Origin of the sequence: Streptomyces sp. NPDC005262 (assembly GCF_042872425.1) — a bacterium.
GTDB lineage: Bacteria > Actinomycetota > Actinomycetes > Streptomycetales > Streptomycetaceae > Streptomyces.
In genome coordinates, this window is record NZ_JBIAKK010000012.1 from 183,280 (window position 1) to 202,635 (window position 19,356).

Sequence of the window (19,356 nt, forward strand, 5' to 3'; positions counted from 1 at the left end):
GCGCTCGTCGCATGCTCGGCGGGGGCCGGTCTCAGTGAGAGCCGGGCCTGGCAATGGTCGCCACGGTTTCCACAGCCACCTCTGCGCGGGGCACGTCCTGGGCGTCCGCGTCGATCGAGCGGCGCAGCGCTTCATGGAGGCGAGCCGGGGTGAGCACCCCGAGGAAGCGGCCGGTGCTCTCCTCGTCGATGACCGCTATCCAGCCAGCGTCGTGCTGGAGCATGGTGGCGAACGCCTGCTTGAGCGGGGCGCCGACGGGGAGCCAGGCCTCCATGCGGCGGGCGTGTTCACGGACCGTGCCCTTGGCCTCGGTGGGGGCGGTGTCCGCCGGGATCCAGCCGTGCAGTCTGTCGTCGCGGTCCAGGACGACGGCCCAGCGCGCCCCTTCCGCGCGCAGCCGTTCGGTCGCCCGGGAGAGCGGGTCGTCCAGATGCACGACAGGAGGCTGGTCGAGGTCGCTCTCCTCGATGGGGGTGACGGAGAGCCGCTTGAGACCGCGGTCCGCGCCGACGAAGTCCGCGACATAAGGGGTGGCGGGTGCACCGAGCACGGTCGCGGGGGAGTCGAACTGCTCGATGGAGCCCTGCCCGTAGACGGCGATTCGGTCGCCGAGCCGGACGGCTTCCTCGATGTCGTGGGTGACGAAAAGCACGGTTTTGCGGACCTGTGCCTGGAGTCTGAGGAATTCGTTCTGCAGGCGTTCACGGACGACCGGGTCGACCGCTCCGAAAGGTTCATCCATCAGCAGTACCGGCGGATCCGCGGCCAGTGCCCTTGCCACTCCGACGCGTTGTCGCTGACCGCCGGAGAGCTGGTCCGGATATCGGTCACCGTAAACGGACGGATCGAGTCCCACGAGGTCGAGGAGTTCGGCGGCGCGCTCCCGGCCCTTTCCCCGTTTCCAGCCGAGGAGATGGGGAACGGTCGCCGTGTTTTCCAGCACCGTCTTGTGCGGGAAGAGACCGACCTGCTGGATCACATAGCCGATACGGCGGCGCAGCAGGACGGGGTCGATGGCGGATATGTCGTCCCCGTCGAGGAATATCCGGCCCTCGGTCGGTTCGATCAGCCGGTTCACCATCTTCATGGTGGTGGTCTTGCCGCAGCCCGACGGCCCTACGAGGGTGACCAGTTCACCCTCGGCCACGTCGAAGGAGAGATCGTCGACGGCGGTCGTGCCGTCCGCGTACCGCTTGGTGACGTGCTCGAATCGGATCATGGTTCCCCATTGTGGCGCGTGTTCTGTGAAGGACATGTTGCTGGAATACAACGGCCTCGGCGATTGTCAGTGGTCGAGGATAGGGTCGCCAGACATCGGTCCGACACGGCAAACGGGAGATGGGGGGACGGATGGCCGGACAGAACTGCCTGGTGGCGAACGACTGGATCTGCGGGGAGTATCTCCGTTCCCGTAGCCAGGAGTTGACCGATGCGACCGTCCAGCACATCTGGATCACCGCCGTATCGGTGGTGATCGGACTCCTCGTGGCATTTCCGCTGGCGTTGCTCGCGCGCCGCAGCCGGCGGCTCGCGGGACCGGTGCTCGGTCTGACGACGGTGCTCTACACCGTGCCTTCGCTGGCGATGTTCTCGCTGCTGCTGCCGCTGTTCGGACTTTCCGCCGCGCTCGTCGTCACCGGCCTGGTGCTGTATTCGCTGACCATTCTCGTACGGAACATCCTGGCCGGGCTCGAAGCGGTGCCGCAGGAGGCGAAGGACGCGGCGAAGGGCATGGGGTACGGGCCGGGGAGGCTGCTGTGGGAGGTCGAACTCCCGCTGGCTCTGCCCGCGTTGATGGCCGGGGTCCGGATCGCCACGGTCTCCACGATCGCGCTGACGACCGTCGGCTCGATCGTCGGCAGAGGCGGCCTCGGCAACCTCATCGAGGATGCCCTGCCGAGCTTCTTCAAGGCGCAGGTGCTCACCGCGTCGGCGCTCTGCGTCCTGCTCGCGGTGGTCGCCGACCTGCTGCTGCTCGGGGTGCAGCGGCTGCTGACGCCCTGGACCCGGATACCGAGGACCCGCGACGCCGTGGGTACGGCTGCTACGGCAGGGGCGGTCTGACGCATGGGAGTTCTCGGAGAGGCCTGGACCTGGCTGACCACCGGTGCCAACTGGTCGGGGGAGAGCGGGGCGGGTCACCGGCTCGGCGAGCATCTGTACGTCAGCGGGGTGTCGCTCGCGCTGGCCTGCCTGATCGCGTTGCCGTCGGCCCTGTATCTGGGGCACATCGGGAAGGGGGGCGCGCTGGCCGTCAACGTCTCCAACGTGGGGCGGGCGATCCCGGTCTTCGCGGTGCTGGCCCTCTTCATGGTGTCGCCGCTGCGCAACGCCGGATATGTGCCGACGGTCATCGCGCTGGTGCTGTTCGCCGTGCCGCCGCTGCTGACCAACGCCTATGTCGGGATGACGGAGGTGGACCGGTCGGTGGTGGAGGCGGCGCGGGGCATGGGGATGTCCGGCGGCCAGCTCTTCGTGCGGGTCGAGCTCCCGCTGGCCTACCCGATGATCATGACCGGTCTGCGCTCGGCGGCGGTCCAGGTCGTCGCCACGGCCACGATCGCCGCGATGGTCGGCCAGGGCGGTCTCGGCCGGATCATCACCGCCGGATTCAACACGTACAACACACCGCAGGTGGTCGCGGGCGCGCTGCTCGTCGCCGTGCTCGCGCTGCTCGTCGAGGCGGTGCTGGTGGGGCTGGACCGCGCCCTGTCGCCGCTCCGCCGCCGGCGGACCACCTGATCACCCGATCCCATTCATGTGCCCAACACACCTCGCAAACAGCCCTGTTGCTGTGGACGGAGAACAACATGAGCAAGACCTCGCGCATAGCGGGCGCGGTCGTCGGCATGGCCGTGCTGGCCGGCTCGCTCGCAGCCTGCGGCGGCGACAGCCTGGAGAAGGACAAGGGCGGTTCCGCCGCGTCCGGTGATTCCGGGAAGAAGGGCTCGCTCGTCGTCGGCGCCGCCGCGTTCACCGAGTCCAAGGTGGTCGCCGAGCTGTACGCGCAGATTCTCGGGGACACCGGATACAGCACCTCGGTCACCACGGTGAAGAACCGGGAACTGTATGAGCCGTCCCTGGAGAAGGGCGAGATCGACGTCGTACCGGAATATGCCGCGACGATCGCCGAATTCCTCAACGCCAAGGTGAACGGCGCGAAGGCGGCCGAGGAGAAGCCGGTTGCCTCCGGTGACGCGGCGGCCACCGTCGCCGCGCTGGAGAAGCTCGCCACCCCGCGCGGACTGAAGGTGCTTCCGGCCGGTGACGCCGTCGACCAGAACGCCTTCGCGGTGACCAAGGAATTCGCCGACAAGCACAAGCTGAAGACTCTTTCGGACCTCGGTGCTTCCAAGCTGAAGGTGAAGATCGCGGCGGGTGACGAGTGCGAGGTGCGGCCGTTCTGCGCACCGGGTCTGAAGAAGACGTACGGCATTGATGTCACCGGTATCGACCCCAAGGGCGTCGGCACCCCGCAGGCCAAGCAGGCCGTGAAGGACGGCAAGGACCAGCTGGTCCTCACCACCACCACGGACGCGGTGCTGGACAGCTACGACCTGGTGTTCCTGGACGACGACAAGAAGCTCCAGAACGCGGACAACGTCCTTCCGGTTCTCAATGCCAAGGACGCCGGCGCACCGGACATTGCCGATGCGCTCGGCAAGCTCACCGAGGTGCTCACCACGGAGGACCTCGCGGAACTGAACCGCAAGGTCGACGCCGAGCGCGCCAAGCCCGCCGATGTGGCCAAGGACTATCTGCAGTCGAAAGGCCTGATCAAGAAGTAGCGGATGTCGACTTAGGAGGCCGCCGGTAAGCCCGTCAGGTAACTGCCGGGGAACAGATTGCCGGGCGGCCTCCCAAGTGACCCCTACGCACGGTAAATTTCAGGCCATGCCACGTGGACGTCATCGCCATTCGCCACCTCTGCACAGAATCCTTCCTCCGTCGGTCGTCGCCGGAGCGGCAGTCGTCTGTGCGGCGGGCGCCTGGCTGCTCGCCGAACCCCTGGTCCTGCGCGGACTGGTCGCCGCCGCGGCGGCCGCCGCCGTCACCGGGGCGTATCTGATGCGCGCCTGGGACCGGGAGGCGGGCCGCCGCGTCGCGGATCTGACGCGCGCCCGTGCCAGCGACGAATGGAAGACCGAGGAGCGCATAGCGGAGCTCGAGGCCGACCTCGACGAGTCGCGGACGCTGCGCGTCCGGCTCGAGACGAAGCTGCGCCGCAAGCGCGTGGAGCTCGCCGGTCTGCGCGGTGAGCACGCCGCACTGCTGCGCCGGTACGCCAACGCCGAGACCGAGCGGGCCAGCGCGCTGGAGGGCCGCAGGCAGCTCGCGATCGAAGCGGCCGCCACGCCCCGGGAGCTGCCCACCGCCCGTTCCACGCCGACGCCGGCCGCGTATCTGCGCGCCGCCCAGGCCCTGCAGGATCTCAGCCGCAACGCCGCGCTCCAGGAGGCCCGCCGCACCGCCGAGCAGGCCAGGAAGCGTGATCTCGAGGAGCGCGCCCGGGAGGCCGAGGAGCCGCAGGGGAAGCACGCGGCGACCGCGGCACCGGGCACCGAGCAGCGCCGCCCGCAGGCCGCCCTGCCCCCGGCCCGCCGCCCGTCGACGGTGCTCCCGGCGCCGCGCACGGTCCCGGCTGCCAGCGCGGTCGTTCCGTACGCCGCGTCCCGCCGCCATCCGGTGCCGCAGGGAAGCTTCGACTTCTTCGGTACGCAGAAGGCGCACGCCGCGATCGAGTCCGTGCAGAACGAGGACCTCGCCGACGTGGTCGGCGAGGAGGCACTGGCAGCGCACCGCACGGGCACGGCCGCGAACCGCACCGTCGGCAAGGTCATCGACCTGACGGCGCACGACGAGACCGAACAGCTGGACGTCGCCGGACTGCGCAGCGCGATCTCGTAGCGGGCCGGCGGATCCCGTCACGGGCCGGCGGCAGCGGGCCGGCCCGGGGCCCCGCCGGCTACTTGTCGATGTCGCCGACCACGAAGAACAGCGAACCCAGGATCGCCACCATGTCGGCGACGAGCGTCCCTGGCAGCAGTTCGGTGAGCGCCTGGATGTTGTTGTACGAGGCGGAGCGAAGTTTCAGCCGGTATGGGGTCTTCTCGCCCTTGGACACCAGGTAGTAGCCGTTGATGCCGAGCGGGTTCTCGGTCCAGGCGTAGGTGTGGCCCTCGGGGGCCTTGAGCACCTTGGGGAGCCGCTGGTTGATCGGACCGGGCGCCAGCTCGGCCATCCGGTCCAGGCAGGCGTCCGCCAGGTCCAGGGCGTTGTGGGTCTGCTCCAGCAGGCATTCGAACCGGGCCAGGCAGTCGCCCTCGGTACGGGTGACGACCTTGAGGGTGTCCTGCAGCTCCCCGTACGCGAGATACGGCTCGTCGCGCCGCAGATCGAAGTCGACTCCGGAGGCGCGGGCGATCGGACCGGACACCCCGTACGAGTGCACGGTTTCGGCGGACAGCACGCCGACACCGCGGGTCCGGCCCCGGAAGATCTCGTTCCCGAGCACCAGCCTGTCGTACACGTCCATCCGCGAGCGGACCGACGCGACGGCGTCCCGCGCGCGGCCCAGCCAGCCCGCCGGGAGGTCTTCCTTGAGACCGCCGACCCGGTTGAACATGTAGTGCATCCGGCCGCCGGAGACTTCCTCCATCGCGGCCTGGAGCTCCTCGCGCTCCCGGAAGGCGTGGAACACCGGAGTGATACCGCCCAGTTCGAGCGGGTACGAACCGAGGAACATCAGATGGTTCAGCACCCGGTTCAGCTCGGCGAGCAGGGTCCGCGTCCAGACCGCGCGCTCCGGGACCTCCATGCCGAGCATCCGCTCGACGGCCATCACGACGCCCAGCTCGTTGGAGAACGCCGACAGCCAGTCGTGGCGGTTGGCGAGCATCACGATCTGCCGGTAGTCGCGGGCCTCGAAGAGCTTCTCCGCGCCGCGGTGCATGTAGCCGATGACCGGCTCGGCGTGCTGGATCCGCTCGCCGTCGAGGACGATCCGCAGACGGAGCACGCCGTGGGTCGAGGGGTGCTGGGGCCCGATGTTGAGCACCATGTCGGTGCTCTCCGCCGCGCCGCCGATGCCGACTGTCGTCTCCGTCATACGGCCAGTATTCCCTGAGCGCCGGGGGCGGTGCGGGGTGGGGCGCCTGCGATGGGCCCGTCTGAGCGCCCCTTCCCGTCCCGGCCCCCCGGCGCTCGACGACGGACGGGCCGAGAGACGACCTCAACCGCCAGGGGGGCCGGCAGTGCCGGACGCGGCCGCCGGACAAGGCCCCTGCGTCACCCGTTGCATCAGCCAGCCGAAGTCCCCGAGCCCGCCGCGGGCGGTCAGCTCAGCCGCCTCGCCCGCCGACGCGAGCGCGCGCAGGTACCCCGCCGGATCGGTCGAGGCCAGACCGAGCGACGGCCGCTCCCCGCTGATACCCAGCCCCCGCAGTGCCTCCCTCTGGTCCACCACCTCGGCTTCCTCGCCGCCCAGGGCACCGGCCGCCGCGCACGCGTCGAGCGCGACATGCGAGGTGAGATCGCAACTGCCGTCCGGCACCGGCCGCACCTCGCGCCCCGCCCGGAAGCCGGTCAGCGTGCCGAACGGCGGCCGCGCCTGCCGTACGTGGGCGTAGTCGACAGCCACCGCGAGCCCCGCGGACAGGGTGGAGACCGCCCGCGCCCACGCCTCGTCGCGCGGCCGGCCGATCTCCGCACGGCTGCCCGGCCCGGCCGACGGCCACCAGCGCCGCAGCCAGGCGGCGTCCGCCCCGGCCACTGGTTCACCCAGCCGCTCGGCGCCGTCCGCCGTCCTGACGAGGACGTACCGGTCGATGCCGTCCGCGTCGGTCTCCGCGACCGGCGTCGGGACGTTGTCCAGCCACTCGTTGGCGAAGAGCAGCCCCCGCGCCCCCGGCGGCGGCTCGGCGCACCACTCGATCCGGGGGTCCAAGCCGGCCGGCCGCCCGGCGATCTCCACCGCGTACGCCCGTACCGAAAGTCCCGCCGGGGCGATCCCGGGCAGTGCCGCAAGCACCCCCGTCAGCAGCTCTCCCCGCCCGGCCCCCAGATCCACCAGATCGACCGTGTCCGTCCCCAGCTCCCGCGCCGTCCTGACCAGCATCCGGGCCACTGCGGCGGCGAACAGCGGGGACGCGTGCACGGACGTACGGAAGTGCCCGGCCGGCCCTTCGAGGCTCCGGTAGAACCCCCCGGCCCCGTACAAAGCGGTCTCGGCCGCCTCCTGCCACCCACGCCACTCATCCGTCACGGGGCCAAGTCTCCACCTTGGGGAGTACGGTCCCAGGAACCGGATCGACCCTCCGGCTGACCCACCCACCTGCCGCCTGTCCCTACGCTGGGTTACGTGCAGCGCCTTTACGACTTCATCCGCAGACACCCGACGGGCGTCGACATCTTCTGGGCTGTCGTCCTCCTCGGGCTCTCCGGCGTGTTCATCGTGGGTGACCCCAGCCGCGGCACGCAGCCGCTGGCTGCCGTGCCGGTCGTCATCGGCCTCTGCCTGGTCGTCGCGCTGCGCCGCAGGGCGCCGGAGAAGATGCTGCTGCTCGCCGTCGCGGCGGGCGTCGCGCAGCTGGTGCTCGACGTCAGGCCGAGCGTCGCGAACTTCGCCATGCTGGTGATCACCTTCACGGTGGCCACGGTCGGCGAGCGATGGGCCTCACGGCTCGCACTGGTCTGCAGCCTGGGCGCGGCCGGTCTCTCGCAGCTGCGCTGGCCCAGCGAGACCCGGGGCGGCTGGGTCCAGGAGGTCTTCGTCGTCGTCGTCATGACCGTGCCGTTCGTCCTCGCCTGGGTGCTCGGCGACTCGATGCGGACCCGGCGGGCGTACTTCAGTCAGCTGGAGGAGCGGGCCGCCCGGCTGGAGCGGGAGCGCGAGGCGCAGTCGAAGGTCGCCGTGGCCGCCGAGCGGGCCCGCATCGCCCGCGAACTCCACGATGTCGTGGCGCACAACGTCTCGGTGATGGTGGTGCAGGCCGACGGGGCGGCGTACGTGATGGACGCGGCGCCCGACCAGGCCCGGCAGGCCCTGGAGACCATCTCCGGCACCGGCAGGCAGGCCCTCGCCGAGATGCGCCGGCTGCTCGGCGTGCTGCGCACCGGCGACAGCCAGGAGAGCGGGGAGTACGTCCCGCAGCCCGACGTCGAGCAGATCGAGGACCTGATCGAGCAGGTCCGCCGGACCGGTCTGGCGGTGGACTTCAAGATCGAGGGCACGCCACGCCCGCTGCCCACCGGCGTCGAGCTGACGGCGTACCGCATCGTCCAGGAAGCCCTGACCAACACCCGCAAGCACGGGGGCCCGGACGCCGGGGCCAGCGTGCGGCTGGTCTACTTCGACGACGGGCTCGGGCTGCTGGTCGACGACGACGGCCGGGGCGCGGCGCACGAACTGTACGAGGACGGCGGCGCCGACGGCGCAGGTCACGGAATGATCGGTATGCGCGAGCGGGTCGGCATGGTCGGCGGCACGCTGGACGCCGGGCCGCGTCCCGGCGGCGGGTTCCGGATCAGCGCACTGCTGCCGCTCAAGCCCGCCCACTAGCCCACTGCCCCCTTGCCGGACAGGAACAGGAGACAAGACCCATGGCGATCCGCGTGATGCTCGTCGACGACCAGGTGCTGTTGCGCACCGGCTTCCGGATGGTGCTCGCGGCGCAGCCGGACATGGAGGTCGTCGCCGAGGCCGGCGACGGCGCGGAGGCGATCGAGAACCTTCGCGCCACCGCCGTCGACGTGGTGCTGATGGACGTACGCATGCCGAGGCTGGACGGTGTCGAGGCGACCCGGCGTATCTGCGCCCGGCCCGATGCGCCCAAGGTGCTCATCCTGACCACGTTCGACCTGGACGAATACGCCTTCTCCGGTCTGAAGGCCGGGGCCAGCGGTTTCATGCTCAAGGACGTGCCGCCGGCCGAACTGCTGGGCGCGATCCGTTCGGTGCACAGCGGCGACGCGGTCGTCGCCCCGTCCACCACCCGGCGGCTGCTCGACCGCTTCTCGCCCCTGCTGCCGAGCAGCACCGACGAACCCGAGCACAAGGACATCGGCAAGCTCACCGAACGCGAACGGGAAGTGATGCTGCTGGTCGCGCAGGGCATGTCGAACGGCGAGATCGCGGCGCGGCTGGTGCTCTCCGAGGCGACGGTCAAGACGCACGTCGGCCGCATCCTCACCAAGCTGAACCTGCGGGACCGGGTTCAGGTCGTCGTGCTCGCGTACGAGACGGGGCTGGTGCGGGCCGGCGGAGGCGGGGCGGGCTGACAAGGGCGGGCGCGCCGGTCACCTCACCGCAGCACGCCCTCCAGGAAGTCGCTGCCCAGCCTGGCCACCACCGTCAGGTCCAGCTGATGCAGTACGTAACGGCCGCGCCGCCGCGTGGTGACCAGACCGGCCTTCTTCAGTACCGAAAGATGCCGGGAGACCTCGGGCGCCGTGATGCTGTGCGAGTCGGCGAGCTCACCGGTCGTGTACGGAGAACGGGCGAGGTTGCGGCACAGCCGCATCCGCATGGGGTGGGCCAGGGCCTCCATCCGCAGCTGGAGCATTTCGACCGAGGCGGGGGAGGGCAGCTCGGGCCGGCGCACCGGATAGTGGATCACCGGCCGCCAGCCCGGCGCGTGCAGCACCATCAGATGCGGCCAGCCGAAGCTGGTCGGGATGAGCGTGAGCCCGGCACCGACGGCCGGGTCGGTCGCGGTGGTCGAACCCTCCGTCATCTTGTCGGCGCTGATCCTGCACGCGCCCTCGTCGAGCGAGAGCGCGGCGGACACCGCGCCCAACGCCTCACCGGCCCCCTTGCGGCGCAGCAGATCCGTCTTGTGCCGGGCGTCGGCGACCAGCTGGACCTGGACCCGCCGCCAGGTGTCCGCGAAGAAAGCCTCGTCGCAGTCCTCGAAGAGACGCCGGACCCAGCGGCGTACGGGGACGGGGTCGGCCAGCAACTGCCGGGTGAACTCCACCTGCCGCGGGCCGCGCGCCGCCGCCATGTCCAGTGCGCGGGCACGCATCATCGGGTCGCTGAGCGGGGAGGGTGCGCCGATCCCGTACAGACTGGCGCAGGTGAACTCCAGGGCGGAGGCGACGAACCGTTCGTCGTCCAGCCGGTCGAGGATGTCCAGATCCTCGGCGAGCGTCGCCCCGGTCCGGCCGTCGCCGCCGCGCACCCCGGCGAACGGCATGAAGACGTCGGAGAACGTGTTGCGCCACAGGAACTCGGCCTCGTGCAGCCGGTCGGCCAGGTCGGGCTCCAGCGAGGCGGCGGTCGCCGTTGCCCAGCCGTGAAGCCCGGGATGGTGCCCCGGCTCGGAGAGCGCATGCAGAGCCAGCCCCAGCTCGGCGAGGGGGGAGGTCTCGAAGACGATGCGCTCGGGCGGCAGTCCCGCGATGTCGATGTTCACGCTCACCCCTCCATAGTGCGGGGTGCGGTGAATACGTCAGGCGCCGTTTGACGGGGGTCGTCAATCGTCGCGCGGGACTGCCGGCACCGGCCCACGCTGAGTTCATGGACGCCATGCAGCAGCACATGATCGACAGCTATCGGGCAGCCCAGCACGGGGAACTGCCGCCGCCGCTGCCCGGCCGGCACGACTGGGCGGTGGCACGGGACGTACGCGACCGGCGCCGCTTCGACGCGGTGATGGCGGGCCTCCCGGCACGCCGCCGCTGGCGGACGGCGCTTCGAGAACTGTTCACCAGCGGCCACCGCCCCACCTCAGCGGACTCACTGGACAACTCCACCCCGCCGGGCAACTCCAGCCCCTCCGGCGTCTGAGGACGGAGCGGCCGCCGGACGGCCTCCGGCGCCCCCGCTAACCCAGCCGCTTCACGAACTCCCCCACCGCCATCCGCACATCCCGCGGGGTCCACTCCAGCCCGGCCTCCGACACCGTGACCTCCGTGAAGGACACCCCGGGCGGTCCCGCCGCAGCCGGGTGCCACTTGCGGAAGAGTGCCACGCCCGTCTCCTCCGCCTGCCGTACCGCAGCCTCGGTCAGGGCCTCCGCCCCGTACGGCAGCCAGACCTGGAACTGGTGCGTGTGCGGCGGTTCCGGATGCACCCGGAACCACGGAACCGCGGACTCCGTGAAGCCCTCGGACAGGGCGCCGGCCACCACCTTCGCCTGTGCCACGTAGGACGACAGCTTCGGCAGCTCCCGGTCCAGGCCGACCAGCGCGGAGAGCGCCGCGGGGAACTGCTGGAAGAGCTGGCCGCCGTACCGGTGGCGCCAGGTGCGGGCCTCCTCGATCAGGGACTCCGGACCGGCGAGCGCGGCCCCGGACAGTCCGCCGAGGGTCTTGTAGAACGACACGTACACGCTGTCCGCGAGCGCTGCGATCTCCGGCAGCCCGCGCCCGAAGCGGGGGGCGCATTCCCACAGTCGCGCGCCGTCGAAGTGCACCACTGCATCGCGTTCGCGGGCGGCCGCCACCGCGTCCTCCAGCTCCTCCCACTCCGGCAGTACGAAACCGGCGTCGCGCAACGGCAGCTCCAGCATCAGCGTGCCGAAGGGTTCGGCGAAGTCGCGGATCTCCTGCGCGGTGGGCAGCCGTGGCTCGGCCGTCGGGTGGACGGTACGCAGCCCGCTCACCGACTCCAGAGCACCGCGCTCGTGCACCTCCGGGTGGGCGAGCGGGTGCAGTGCCACGGTCGGGCTGCCGGTGCGTCCTGCCCAGCAGCGCAGGGCGACCTGCTGAGCCATCGTTCCGGTCGGGAAGAAGGCCGCGGCCTCCATGCCGAGCAGATCGGCGACGCGCTGCTCCAGTACGGCGACGATCCCGTCGCCGTAGATGTCCGCGGGCCTGTCCAGATCGGCGACGGAACCGGCGTACGCACCCAGGTCGGCCAGTTGCTCGCCGAGGGTGCGGTCGACGGGCGGCCGCGAAAGGATCCGCTCGGCCCGGCGCCAGGCGGCGATCCGCCGGAACCGTTCAGCCGTTTCGCGGTCCGGCTCACCGTCCCGTATCCCGTCCCCCGCCCGGTCCCGGACCTCGTCCCGGACCTCGTCCGGCGTCTGCGCTCGTGCCTGCTCGTGCCTGTCTGCCATGGGACGATCATCACGCAGAAGGCGGTCCCCGCCCACACGGTTACGCGATCCCCGCCCCGGCGGTCGTCCACGCATTCGTCCACAGGCTGTGGACGGCCAGGAGTCCGCGCGAAACGCTGGCGTAGCATGCAGAGAAATCGTCCGGTACCCCCCGCGGACTGGAACGGAAGGCCATCGCCGCGTGAACGCATCAGCACCCAAGGAGCCCCTCGACGCGAGGGACCGCCCCGCCCGCCTCACCGTGGGCGTCGTGGGCGCGGGCAGGGTCGGCCCTGCCCTTGCCGCGTCCCTGCAACTCGCCGGTCACCGCCCGGTCGCCGTGTCGGGCGTCTCCGACGCGTCGGTGCGCCGGGCCGCCGCGCTCCTGCCCGACGTGCCCCTCGTACCGCCCGCCGAGGTGCTCGCGCGGGCCGAGCTGGTCCTGCTGACCGTGCCCGACGACGCCCTGCCCGGCCTCGTCGAGGGACTCGCCGAGACCGGTGCGGTCCGCCCGGGGCAGCTGATCGTCCACACGTCGGGGCGGTACGGGACACGGGTCCTGGACCCTGCCCTGCGGGCCGGCGCGCTGCCGCTCGCCCTGCACCCTGCGATGACGTTCACCGGCACGAGCGTCGACGTCCAGCGGCTGGCCGGCTGCTCCTTCGGTGTCACCGCGCCCGAGGAGCTGCGGCTCGCCGCGGAGGCGCTCGTCATCGAGATGGGCGGCGAGCCCGAATGGATCGCGGAGGAGTCCCGTCCGCTCTACCACGCGGCGCTCGCCCTCGGCTCGAACCACCTGGTCACGCTGGTCGCCCAGTCGATGGAGCTGCTGCGCACGGCAGGGGTCGAGGCTCCCGACCGGATGCTCGGCCCGCTCCTCGGCGCCGCTCTCGACAACGCCCTGCGGTCCGGTGACGGCGCGCTGACCGGTCCGGTCGCGCGCGGCGACGCGGGCACGGTCGCCGCGCACATCGGCGAGCTGCGCAAGCACGCCCCGCAGACCGTGGCCGGATACCTCGCAATGGCCCGCGCCACCGCCGACCGGGCGCTGGCGCACGGTCTGCTCAAGCCGGAGCTGGCGGAGGACCTGCTCGGCGTCCTGGCCGACGGGGCCACGGGTGCGGGCACCACGGGCAGCACCGGACCGGGAGAGACCCGATGACCGAAACGTCCACCGCCCTGGTCCGTACGGCAGCGGAGCTCGACGCGTCCGGCGGGCGCAAGGGACCGCGGGCCGTCGTCATGACCATGGGCGCCCTGCACGAGGGGCACGCGAGCCTGATCCGGGCCGCCCGCGCCGCGGCGGGCCAGGACGGCCAGGTGGTCGTCACCGTCTTCGTCAACCCGCTCCAGTTCGGGGAGTCCGCGGACCTCGACCGCTACCCCCGTACCCTCGACGCCGATCTCGCCGTCGCCGTCGCGGCAGGTGCCGACGTGGTCTTCGCCCCGTCCGTCGACGAGGTCTACCCCGGCGGTGAGCCGCAGGTCAGGATCGCCGCCGGCCCGATGGGCGAGCGGCTGGAAGGGGCGTTCCGGCCCGGCCATTTCGACGGGATGCTGACCGTCGTCGCCAAGTTCCTGCACCTCACCCGCCCCGATGTCGCGTTCTACGGGCAGAAGGACGCCCAGCAGCTGGCGCTGATCCGCCGTATGGTGCGCGACCTGAACTTCCCGGTGGAGATCGTCGGCGTGGAGACGGTCCGCGAGCCGGACGGCCTCGCGCTCTCCAGCCGCAACCGTTTCCTCGACGCCCAGGAGCGCCACACCGCCCTGGCTCTGTCCCGGGCCCTGTTCGCGGCCCGCGACAGGCTCGCCGCCCAGCAGGCGCTGCACGCCCGCGCACAGACCACCCCGGCGACGACGGGCCGGGCCGCCGCGCTCACCCGGCTCGGCGAGGCCCGCGCGGCCGCCGACACCCAGGCGGTGGCCCGGGCCAGACCGGACGACGGGCCCGCGGCGGTGCGCGCCGCCGCGCGCACGATCCTCGACGACGCGGCCGCCGAACAGCCCCCGCTCGCCCTGGACTATCTGGCGCTCGTGGACCCGGCGGACTTCACCGAGATCCCCGACGACCGGACCACCGGTGACGCGATCCTCGCCGTCGCCGCCCGGGTGGGCGCCACCCGCCTCATCGACAACATCCCGCTGACCTTCGGAGCCGACACGTGACCGGAATACGGCTGACCGCCCCCGCCCCCGGCTGGGCCATCGACGCGGATGTCGTGGTGGTCGGCTCCGGCGTCGCCGGCCTCACCACCGCGCTGCGCTGCGCGGCCGCGGGCCTCGCCACCGTCGTCGTCACCAAGGCCCGGCTCGATGACGGCTCCACCCGCTGGGCGCAGGGCGGTATCGCGGCAGCCCTCGGCGAGGGCGACACCCCGGAACAGCATCTGGCCGACACCCTGGTCGCGGGCGCGGGCCTGTGCGACGAGTCGGCGGTACGGACCCTGGTCACCGAGGGTCCCGACGCCGTACGCCGCCTGATCGAGACCGGCGCGCACTTCGACACCACCGACACCGGCGACATCGCGCTCACCCGTGAGGGCGGCCACCACCGCCGCCGGATCGCGCACGCGGGCGGGGACGCGACGGGTGCCGAGATCTCCCGCGCCCTGGTCGAGGCGGTCCGCTCCGCAGCCCTCCACATTGTGGAGAACGCCCTGGTCCTGGACCTGCTGACGGATGCCGAAGGCCGCACCGCCGGCGTCACCCTGCACGTCATGGGTGAGGGCCAGCACGACGGTGTCGGCGCGGTCCACGCCCCTGCGGTGATCCTCGCCACCGGCGGTATGGGCCAGGTCTTCTCCGCCACCACCAACCCACCGGTCTCCACCGGCGACGGCGTCGCGCTCGCCCTGCGGGCCGGCGCGGAGGTCTCCGACCTCGAATTCGTCCAGTTCCACCCGACGGTGCTCTTCCTCGGCGCCGACTCCGAGGGCCAGCAGCCCCTCGTGTCCGAAGCGGTACGGGGCGAGGGCGCCCATCTCGTCGACGCGTCCGGAACGCGGTTCATGGTCGGCCGGCACGAGCTGGCGGAACTGGCGCCGCGCGACATCGTCGCCAAGGCCATCACCAGCCAGATGCAGCTGCACGGCACCGAGCACATGTACCTCGACGCCCGCCATTTCGGCGCCGAGATGTGGGAGCAGCGCTTCCCCACGATCCTGGCGGCCTGCCGGGCCCATGGCATCGACCCGATCACCGAACCGATCCCGGTCGCCCCCGCCGCGCACTATGCCTCCGGCGGCGTCCGTACCGATCTGCGCGGCCGGACGACGGTCCCGGGGCTGTACGCGTGCGGCGAGGTCGCCTGCACGGGCGTGCACGGCGCGAACCGGCTGGCGTCCAACTCTCTCCTCGAGGGCCTGGTCTTCGCCGAACGCATCGCGGCGGACATCGTCGAGGACCGGTCGCGCACGACGCAGGCCACGGCCCCCGTGACGAAGGCGGCGACGCCGGTGGTGGACCTGGAGACCGGACCGGACACCGACCGCCCCGCCCCCTCGCCGCTGCTCGCCCCCGAGGCGCGGACCACGATCCAGCGGATCATGACCCGGGGCGCCGGCGTCCTGCGTTCCGCCGCCAGTCTCGTCACCGCCGCCGACGAACTCGAGGCCCTGCACAACAGTGCGGCCGCCGACGCCTGGGCGGCCGGGCCGAAGCGCGCGGAGCCCGGTGTCGAGGCGTGGGAGGCCACCAACCTGCTCCTCGTCTCGCGTGTCCTGGTCGCCGCGGCCCGGCAGCGCGAGGAGACCCGCGGCTGCCACTGGCGCGAGGACCGGCCCGAGCGGGACGACGAGACCTGGCGCCGCCACCTCGTCGTGCGGCTCACCCCGGGCCGCCGGCTTGTCCTCACCCGGACTGAATCCGAGGCATTCCCGCCCGTACACCCGGCGGGGGCACCAGACTGCGCAGCAGCGACCACGAACCACCCCACCCCCGAGGAGCCGTAACCGTGAGCACGCCCGAAGAGAATCCGCGCCCCACACCTGTGGACGTACCGCTGATCCAGATCGGCGCGCCCGCACCGTCCGCGGGCGGCTGCGGGGACGCCTGCGGCTGCGGCGGGGACGACGACTACGAGCTGGACCCGCTGGAGTGCGGCCTCGACCCGGACCTCGCCCAGCTTCTCGCCGACGCAGGCCTCGACCCCGTTCAGGTCGAGGACATCGCGCACGTCGCCATCGAGGAGGACCTCGACCACGGCGTGGACGTCACGACCGTCGCGACGGTCTCCGAAGAGGCCATGGCCACCGGTGACTTCACCGCCCGTGAGGCCGGTGTCGTCGCGGGTCTGCGGGTGGCCGAGGCCGTCCTGTCCATCGTCTGTACGGCCGAGTTCGAGGTCGAGCGCCATGTCGAGGACGGCGACCGCGTCGTCCCCGGCCAGAAGCTGCTGACGGTCACCACCCGAACCCGCGACCTGCTCACCGGCGAGCGCAGCGCGCTCAACCTGCTCTGCAGGCTCTCCGGCATCGCGACCGCGACCCGCGCCTGGGCCGACGTGCTCGAAGGCACGAAGGCCAAGGTCCGCGACACCCGGAAGACCACTCCGGGACTGCGCGCCCTGGAGAAGTACGCGGTGCGCTGCGGCGGCGGCGTCAACCACCGGATGTCGCTCTCCGACGCAGCGCTGGTCAAGGACAACCACGTCGTCGCGGCGGGCGGTGTCGCCGAGGCGTTCAAGCGGGTGCGGGACGAGTTCCCGGACGTACCGATCGAGGTCGAGGTCGACACCCTGGACCAGGTCCACGAGGTCCTGGAGGCGGGCGCCGACCTGATCCTGCTGGACAACTTCACCCCGGCCGAGACCGAGGAGGCCGTAGCGGTCGTCGGCGGCCGCGCGGCCCTGGAGTCGTCGGGCCGTCTCACTCTCGACAGCGCCCGTGCCTACGCCGACGCGGGCGTCGACTACCTCGCCGTCGGTGCGCTCACCCACTCCTCACCGATCCTCGACATCGGCCTGGACTTCCGCGACACCGACGGGGCCGGCGCCTGATGCTGCTCACCATCGACGTCGGCAACACCCATACCGTCCTGGGCCTGTTCGACGGTGAGGAGATCGTCGAGCACTGGCGGATCTCCACCGACGCCCGGCGTACCGCGGACGAGCTCGCGGTGCTGCTCAACGGCCTGATGGGCATGCACCCGCTGCTCGGCGAGGAGCTGGGCGACGGCATCGAGGGCATAGCGATCTGCGCCACCGTCCCGGCGGTGCTGCACGAGCTGCGCGAGGTCACCCGCCGTTACTACGGAGATGTCCCCGCGGTGCTCGTGGAGCCCGGCATCAAGACGGGCGTGCCGATCCTGGTGGACAACCCGAAGGAGGTCGGCGCCGACCGCATCATCAACTCGGTCGCCGCCGTCGAGCTCTATGGTGGCCCGGCCATCGTCGTCGACTTCGGCACCGCCACCACGTTCGATGCGGTCTCCGCCCGCGGCGAGTACGCGGGCGGCGTCATCGCCCCCGGCATCGAGATCTCGGTCGAGGCGCTCGGCGTCAAGGGCGCCCAGCTCCGCAAGATCGAGCTGGCCCGCCCGCGCAGCGTGATCGGCAAGAACACGGTCGAGGCCATGCAGGCGGGCATCGTGTACGGCTTCGCGGGTCAGGTCGACGGTGTCGTCGAACGCATGAAGAAGGAGCTGGCGGCCGACCCGGACGACGTCACCGTCATTGCGACCGGCGGCCTTGCTCCGATGGTGTTGGGCGAGTCCTCCGTGATCGACGAGCACGAGCCCTGGCTCACGCTCATCGGCCTGCGCCTGGTGTACGAGCGCAACGTGGCCCGGATGTAGGCGCAGCGCCGGGCACCTGCGAGAACGACGCGGCGGCGGGACGGCCGCCGCCGCGCCGCCGTCGGCCAGCTAAGCCGATTTTGTCCATTTAGCACGTATTGTCGCGTCATGCCCACGCCTTACGGATCACGCGGCGGTATGGCGTTCAGCGCGGACGAGCTGCGAGTGCTCCGACGCGCCCTCGCCAACGCCCTCCACCCCGCGCCCCTGCCCGACGACGATGTCCAGGACTGCCTGCGTCTTGCGGGCTCCGTCGACGAGGTGGCCGGCGAGGCAGGACGGCTGCGCGCGTTCCTCCTCGCCGACCTCGTCCGCTACCGAGAAGCCCTTCCCGGCTCCGCCGCCGGCTATCTGGAACTGCTCCAGGACGCCCTGGCCGCCGGTTACGACCCCCGCCCGGAGGATCTGGCCGCACTGCGCCTCCAGCGCTGCAGACCGGTCGCCGCAGCGCTCCTGGAGCGCTGCCAGGTGCTCGCCGAGCGGTCGGTACGGGCCAGGCTCGCCGGCCGGGCCGTGCCCGCGACGACCCCCGCCCCGCGCAGCCGGCTGCTGGCGCTGCCCGGCGGCCGGGCGGCGGCCGCCGAACCCGAACGGCCGAAGACCCCGCCGGCCCCGGCCCGTCCGGTGCCGCCGCCCGAGCGCCCCGCACCGAAGCCCTCGGAGGTCTTCCCGCCCCGCCGCCCGGCCCCGCCGGCCCCGCCCGCGCAGCAGCGCGCCGCGGGATAGCCACGCCGGACGGCGGAGGGGGTACACGGGAAGTCCGTACCGGGCTCGCTACTCTGGACGCCATGGACTACGTATCCGCGCTCGTGCCCCCCGTGGTGATGGCCGCCTTCTTCATCGGTCTCGTCGTGACGATCGTCAAGAGCCAGGGCGGCCCCAACAAGGCCAAGGAGGACGCGGCCGTGGACTCGGCGATCAGCCGCGCCGAAGCGGTGCGGAAGACCCCGCGGACCGACGGGGCCTGACCGGTACCTCGCGTACTGCACTCGATCGCATCGCGCTGCACCGGGCGAAGGGCGTACGGCTCATCATGAGCCGTACGCCCTTTTGCTGTGTAAATAACCTGCCATTCCAGACATCTAGCACTATGGTGACGCTGTGCCCCGCCAATTGGGAGAGCTGGAAGACGCCGTCATGACACGGGTCTGGCAATGGAACCGTCCGGTCACCGTGCGGGAAGTCCTTGAGGACCTTCAGCAGGAACGGTCCATCGCGTACACGACCGTGATGACGGTAATGGACAATCTCCATCAGAAGGGCTGGGTGCGCAGGGAAGTTGAGGGCCGCGCATATCGATATACGGCGGTCTCCACCCGCGCCGCCTACTCGGCCGCACTGATGAACGAAGCCTGGTCGCACAGTGACAACCCGGCGGCCGCTCTTGTCGCCTTCTTCGGCATGATGTCCGCCGAGCAGCGCGAAGCTCTCCGCGATGCGATGCGGATCGTATCCCCGGATGCCCCGGAGGCCGGTGATCACCCGGCTGATGACGCGGGCCCGGAGGCCGAGCGATAGC

Annotated in this window: 20 protein-coding genes; 15 read left to right on the top strand and 5 right to left on the bottom strand. The window is 71.6% G+C overall.

Translation table 11 applies throughout. The features are described from left to right. Positions 1-31 precede the first annotated feature (31 nt). Positions 32-1,219, bottom strand: a complete 1,188-nt coding sequence (locus tag ACFYP5_RS26990) for an ABC transporter ATP-binding protein (protein WP_389040807.1) — start codon at positions 1,217-1,219, stop codon at positions 32-34. Positions 1,220-1,350: 131 nt separating this feature from the next. On the opposite strand from ACFYP5_RS26990, the gene ACFYP5_RS26995 reads away from it, so the two are divergent. The 4 genes from ACFYP5_RS26995 to ACFYP5_RS27010 all read left to right on the top strand — a co-directional run bounded on the left by ACFYP5_RS26995 (position 1,351) and on the right by ACFYP5_RS27010 (position 4,908). After that, positions 1,351-2,064, top strand: a complete 714-nt coding sequence (locus ACFYP5_RS26995; protein ID WP_389040809.1) for an ABC transporter permease — start codon at positions 1,351-1,353, stop codon at positions 2,062-2,064. A 3-nt stretch (positions 2,065-2,067) separates the two neighbouring features. Continuing rightward, positions 2,068-2,742 carry an ABC transporter permease gene (locus ACFYP5_RS27000; RefSeq protein ID WP_389040811.1) on the top strand — a complete coding sequence of 225 codons (675 nt, stop codon included), beginning with the start codon at positions 2,068-2,070 and terminating at the stop codon, positions 2,740-2,742. 68 nt (positions 2,743-2,810) lie between these two features. Further along, positions 2,811-3,788, top strand: coding sequence for an ABC transporter substrate-binding protein (locus ACFYP5_RS27005; RefSeq protein ID WP_389040813.1), 978 nt, complete (start codon positions 2,811-2,813; stop codon positions 3,786-3,788). A 106-nt stretch (positions 3,789-3,894) separates the two neighbouring features. Beyond that, a complete protein-coding gene (locus tag ACFYP5_RS27010) occupies positions 3,895-4,908 on the top strand; it encodes a hypothetical protein (RefSeq protein ID WP_389040815.1) in 1,014 nt (337 codons plus the stop codon). Positions 4,909-4,966: 58 nt separating this feature from the next. Here the strand turns inward: ACFYP5_RS27010 and ACFYP5_RS27015 are convergent, their stop codons facing one another. After that, positions 4,967-6,109, bottom strand: a complete 1,143-nt coding sequence (locus ACFYP5_RS27015) for an NADH-quinone oxidoreductase subunit D (protein WP_389040817.1) — start codon at positions 6,107-6,109, stop codon at positions 4,967-4,969. Between the two features lie 123 nt (positions 6,110-6,232). Then, a complete protein-coding gene (locus ACFYP5_RS27020; RefSeq protein WP_389040819.1) occupies positions 6,233-7,264 on the bottom strand; it encodes an SAM-dependent methyltransferase in 1,032 nt (343 codons plus the stop codon). A gap of 96 nt (positions 7,265-7,360) precedes the next feature. On the opposite strand from ACFYP5_RS27020, the gene ACFYP5_RS27025 reads away from it, so the two are divergent. Together ACFYP5_RS27025 and ACFYP5_RS27030 are read left to right on the top strand one after the other, a co-directional pair. Beyond that, on the top strand, positions 7,361-8,560 hold the full coding sequence (locus ACFYP5_RS27025; protein WP_389040821.1) for a sensor histidine kinase: 1,200 nt from the start codon (positions 7,361-7,363) through the stop codon (positions 8,558-8,560). Between the two features lie 41 nt (positions 8,561-8,601). Beyond that, positions 8,602-9,279, top strand: a complete 678-nt coding sequence (locus ACFYP5_RS27030; RefSeq protein ID WP_389040823.1) for a response regulator — start codon at positions 8,602-8,604, stop codon at positions 9,277-9,279. A gap of 23 nt (positions 9,280-9,302) precedes the next feature. Here the strand turns inward: ACFYP5_RS27030 and ACFYP5_RS27035 are convergent, their stop codons facing one another. Continuing rightward, positions 9,303-10,415 carry a DUF5937 family protein gene (locus ACFYP5_RS27035; protein ID WP_389040825.1) on the bottom strand — a complete coding sequence of 371 codons (1,113 nt, stop codon included), beginning with the start codon at positions 10,413-10,415 and terminating at the stop codon, positions 9,303-9,305. Between the two features lie 104 nt (positions 10,416-10,519). Between ACFYP5_RS27035 and ACFYP5_RS27040 the strand changes: the two genes are divergently transcribed. Next, complete coding sequence (locus ACFYP5_RS27040) at positions 10,520-10,789, top strand: hypothetical protein (protein WP_389040827.1); 270 nt, start codon at positions 10,520-10,522, stop codon at positions 10,787-10,789. Positions 10,790-10,826: 37 nt separating this feature from the next. On the opposite strand, the gene ACFYP5_RS27045 is transcribed toward ACFYP5_RS27040, so the two are convergent. Beyond that, on the bottom strand, positions 10,827-12,062 hold the full coding sequence (locus ACFYP5_RS27045; protein WP_389040829.1) for a threonine aldolase family protein: 1,236 nt from the start codon (positions 12,060-12,062) through the stop codon (positions 10,827-10,829). Positions 12,063-12,243: 181 nt separating this feature from the next. On the opposite strand from ACFYP5_RS27045, the gene ACFYP5_RS27050 reads away from it, so the two are divergent. The 8 genes from ACFYP5_RS27050 to ACFYP5_RS27085 all read left to right on the top strand — a co-directional run bounded on the left by ACFYP5_RS27050 (position 12,244) and on the right by ACFYP5_RS27085 (position 19,355). Beyond that, positions 12,244-13,203, top strand: a complete 960-nt coding sequence (locus ACFYP5_RS27050; RefSeq protein ID WP_389040831.1) for a Rossmann-like and DUF2520 domain-containing protein — start codon at positions 12,244-12,246, stop codon at positions 13,201-13,203. Beyond that, positions 13,200-14,210, top strand: a complete 1,011-nt coding sequence (gene panC, locus ACFYP5_RS27055) for a pantoate--beta-alanine ligase (protein ID WP_389040833.1) — start codon at positions 13,200-13,202, stop codon at positions 14,208-14,210. The genes ACFYP5_RS27050 and panC overlap by 4 nt, the downstream gene beginning before the upstream one ends. Continuing rightward, positions 14,207-15,994 carry an L-aspartate oxidase gene (locus ACFYP5_RS27060; protein WP_389040835.1) on the top strand — a complete coding sequence of 596 codons (1,788 nt, stop codon included), beginning with the start codon at positions 14,207-14,209 and terminating at the stop codon, positions 15,992-15,994. Before panC ends, ACFYP5_RS27060 begins: the two co-directional genes overlap by 4 nt. 2 nt (positions 15,995-15,996) lie before the next feature. Then, positions 15,997-17,040, top strand: coding sequence for a carboxylating nicotinate-nucleotide diphosphorylase (nadC, locus tag ACFYP5_RS27065; RefSeq protein WP_389040837.1), 1,044 nt, complete (start codon positions 15,997-15,999; stop codon positions 17,038-17,040). Beyond that, entirely contained in the window at positions 17,040-17,837 is a 798-nt protein-coding gene (locus tag ACFYP5_RS27070) for a type III pantothenate kinase (protein WP_030925312.1), read from the top strand. The genes nadC and ACFYP5_RS27070 overlap by 1 nt, the downstream gene beginning before the upstream one ends. Positions 17,838-17,975: 138 nt before the next feature. Continuing rightward, complete coding sequence (locus ACFYP5_RS27075; protein WP_389040905.1) at positions 17,976-18,563, top strand: hypothetical protein; 588 nt, start codon at positions 17,976-17,978, stop codon at positions 18,561-18,563. A 62-nt stretch (positions 18,564-18,625) separates the two neighbouring features. Beyond that, positions 18,626-18,805 carry a hypothetical protein gene (locus tag ACFYP5_RS27080; protein WP_389040839.1) on the top strand — a complete coding sequence of 60 codons (180 nt, stop codon included), beginning with the start codon at positions 18,626-18,628 and terminating at the stop codon, positions 18,803-18,805. A 133-nt stretch (positions 18,806-18,938) separates the two neighbouring features. Further along, positions 18,939-19,355, top strand: a complete 417-nt coding sequence (locus tag ACFYP5_RS27085; RefSeq protein WP_389040841.1) for a BlaI/MecI/CopY family transcriptional regulator — start codon at positions 18,939-18,941, stop codon at positions 19,353-19,355. The last annotated feature ends 1 nt before the right edge of the window (position 19,356 follow it).

Excerpts from the sequence above, each read along its gene's own strand:
- ACFYP5_RS26990 (WP_389040807.1), bottom strand. The coding sequence starts at position 1,219 with ATGATCCGATTCGAGCACGTCACCAAGCGGTACGCGGACGGCACGACC.
- ACFYP5_RS26995 (WP_389040809.1), top strand. The coding sequence starts at position 1,351 with ATGGCCGGACAGAACTGCCTGGTGGCGAACGACTGGATCTGCGGGGAG.
- ACFYP5_RS27000 (WP_389040811.1), top strand. The coding sequence starts at position 2,068 with ATGGGAGTTCTCGGAGAGGCCTGGACCTGGCTGACCACCGGTGCCAAC.
- ACFYP5_RS27005 (WP_389040813.1), top strand. The coding sequence starts at position 2,811 with ATGAGCAAGACCTCGCGCATAGCGGGCGCGGTCGTCGGCATGGCCGTG.
- ACFYP5_RS27010 (WP_389040815.1), top strand. The coding sequence starts at position 3,895 with ATGCCACGTGGACGTCATCGCCATTCGCCACCTCTGCACAGAATCCTT.
- ACFYP5_RS27015 (WP_389040817.1), bottom strand. The coding sequence starts at position 6,109 with ATGACGGAGACGACAGTCGGCATCGGCGGCGCGGCGGAGAGCACCGAC.
- ACFYP5_RS27030 (WP_389040823.1), top strand. The coding sequence starts at position 8,602 with ATGGCGATCCGCGTGATGCTCGTCGACGACCAGGTGCTGTTGCGCACC.
- ACFYP5_RS27040 (WP_389040827.1), top strand. The coding sequence starts at position 10,520 with ATGGACGCCATGCAGCAGCACATGATCGACAGCTATCGGGCAGCCCAG.
- ACFYP5_RS27045 (WP_389040829.1), bottom strand. The coding sequence starts at position 12,062 with ATGGCAGACAGGCACGAGCAGGCACGAGCGCAGACGCCGGACGAGGTC.
- panC (WP_389040833.1), top strand. The coding sequence starts at position 13,200 with ATGACCGAAACGTCCACCGCCCTGGTCCGTACGGCAGCGGAGCTCGAC.
- ACFYP5_RS27070 (WP_030925312.1), top strand. The coding sequence starts at position 17,040 with ATGCTGCTCACCATCGACGTCGGCAACACCCATACCGTCCTGGGCCTG.
- ACFYP5_RS27075 (WP_389040905.1), top strand. The coding sequence starts at position 17,976 with ATGGCGTTCAGCGCGGACGAGCTGCGAGTGCTCCGACGCGCCCTCGCC.
- ACFYP5_RS27080 (WP_389040839.1), top strand. The coding sequence starts at position 18,626 with ATGGACTACGTATCCGCGCTCGTGCCCCCCGTGGTGATGGCCGCCTTC.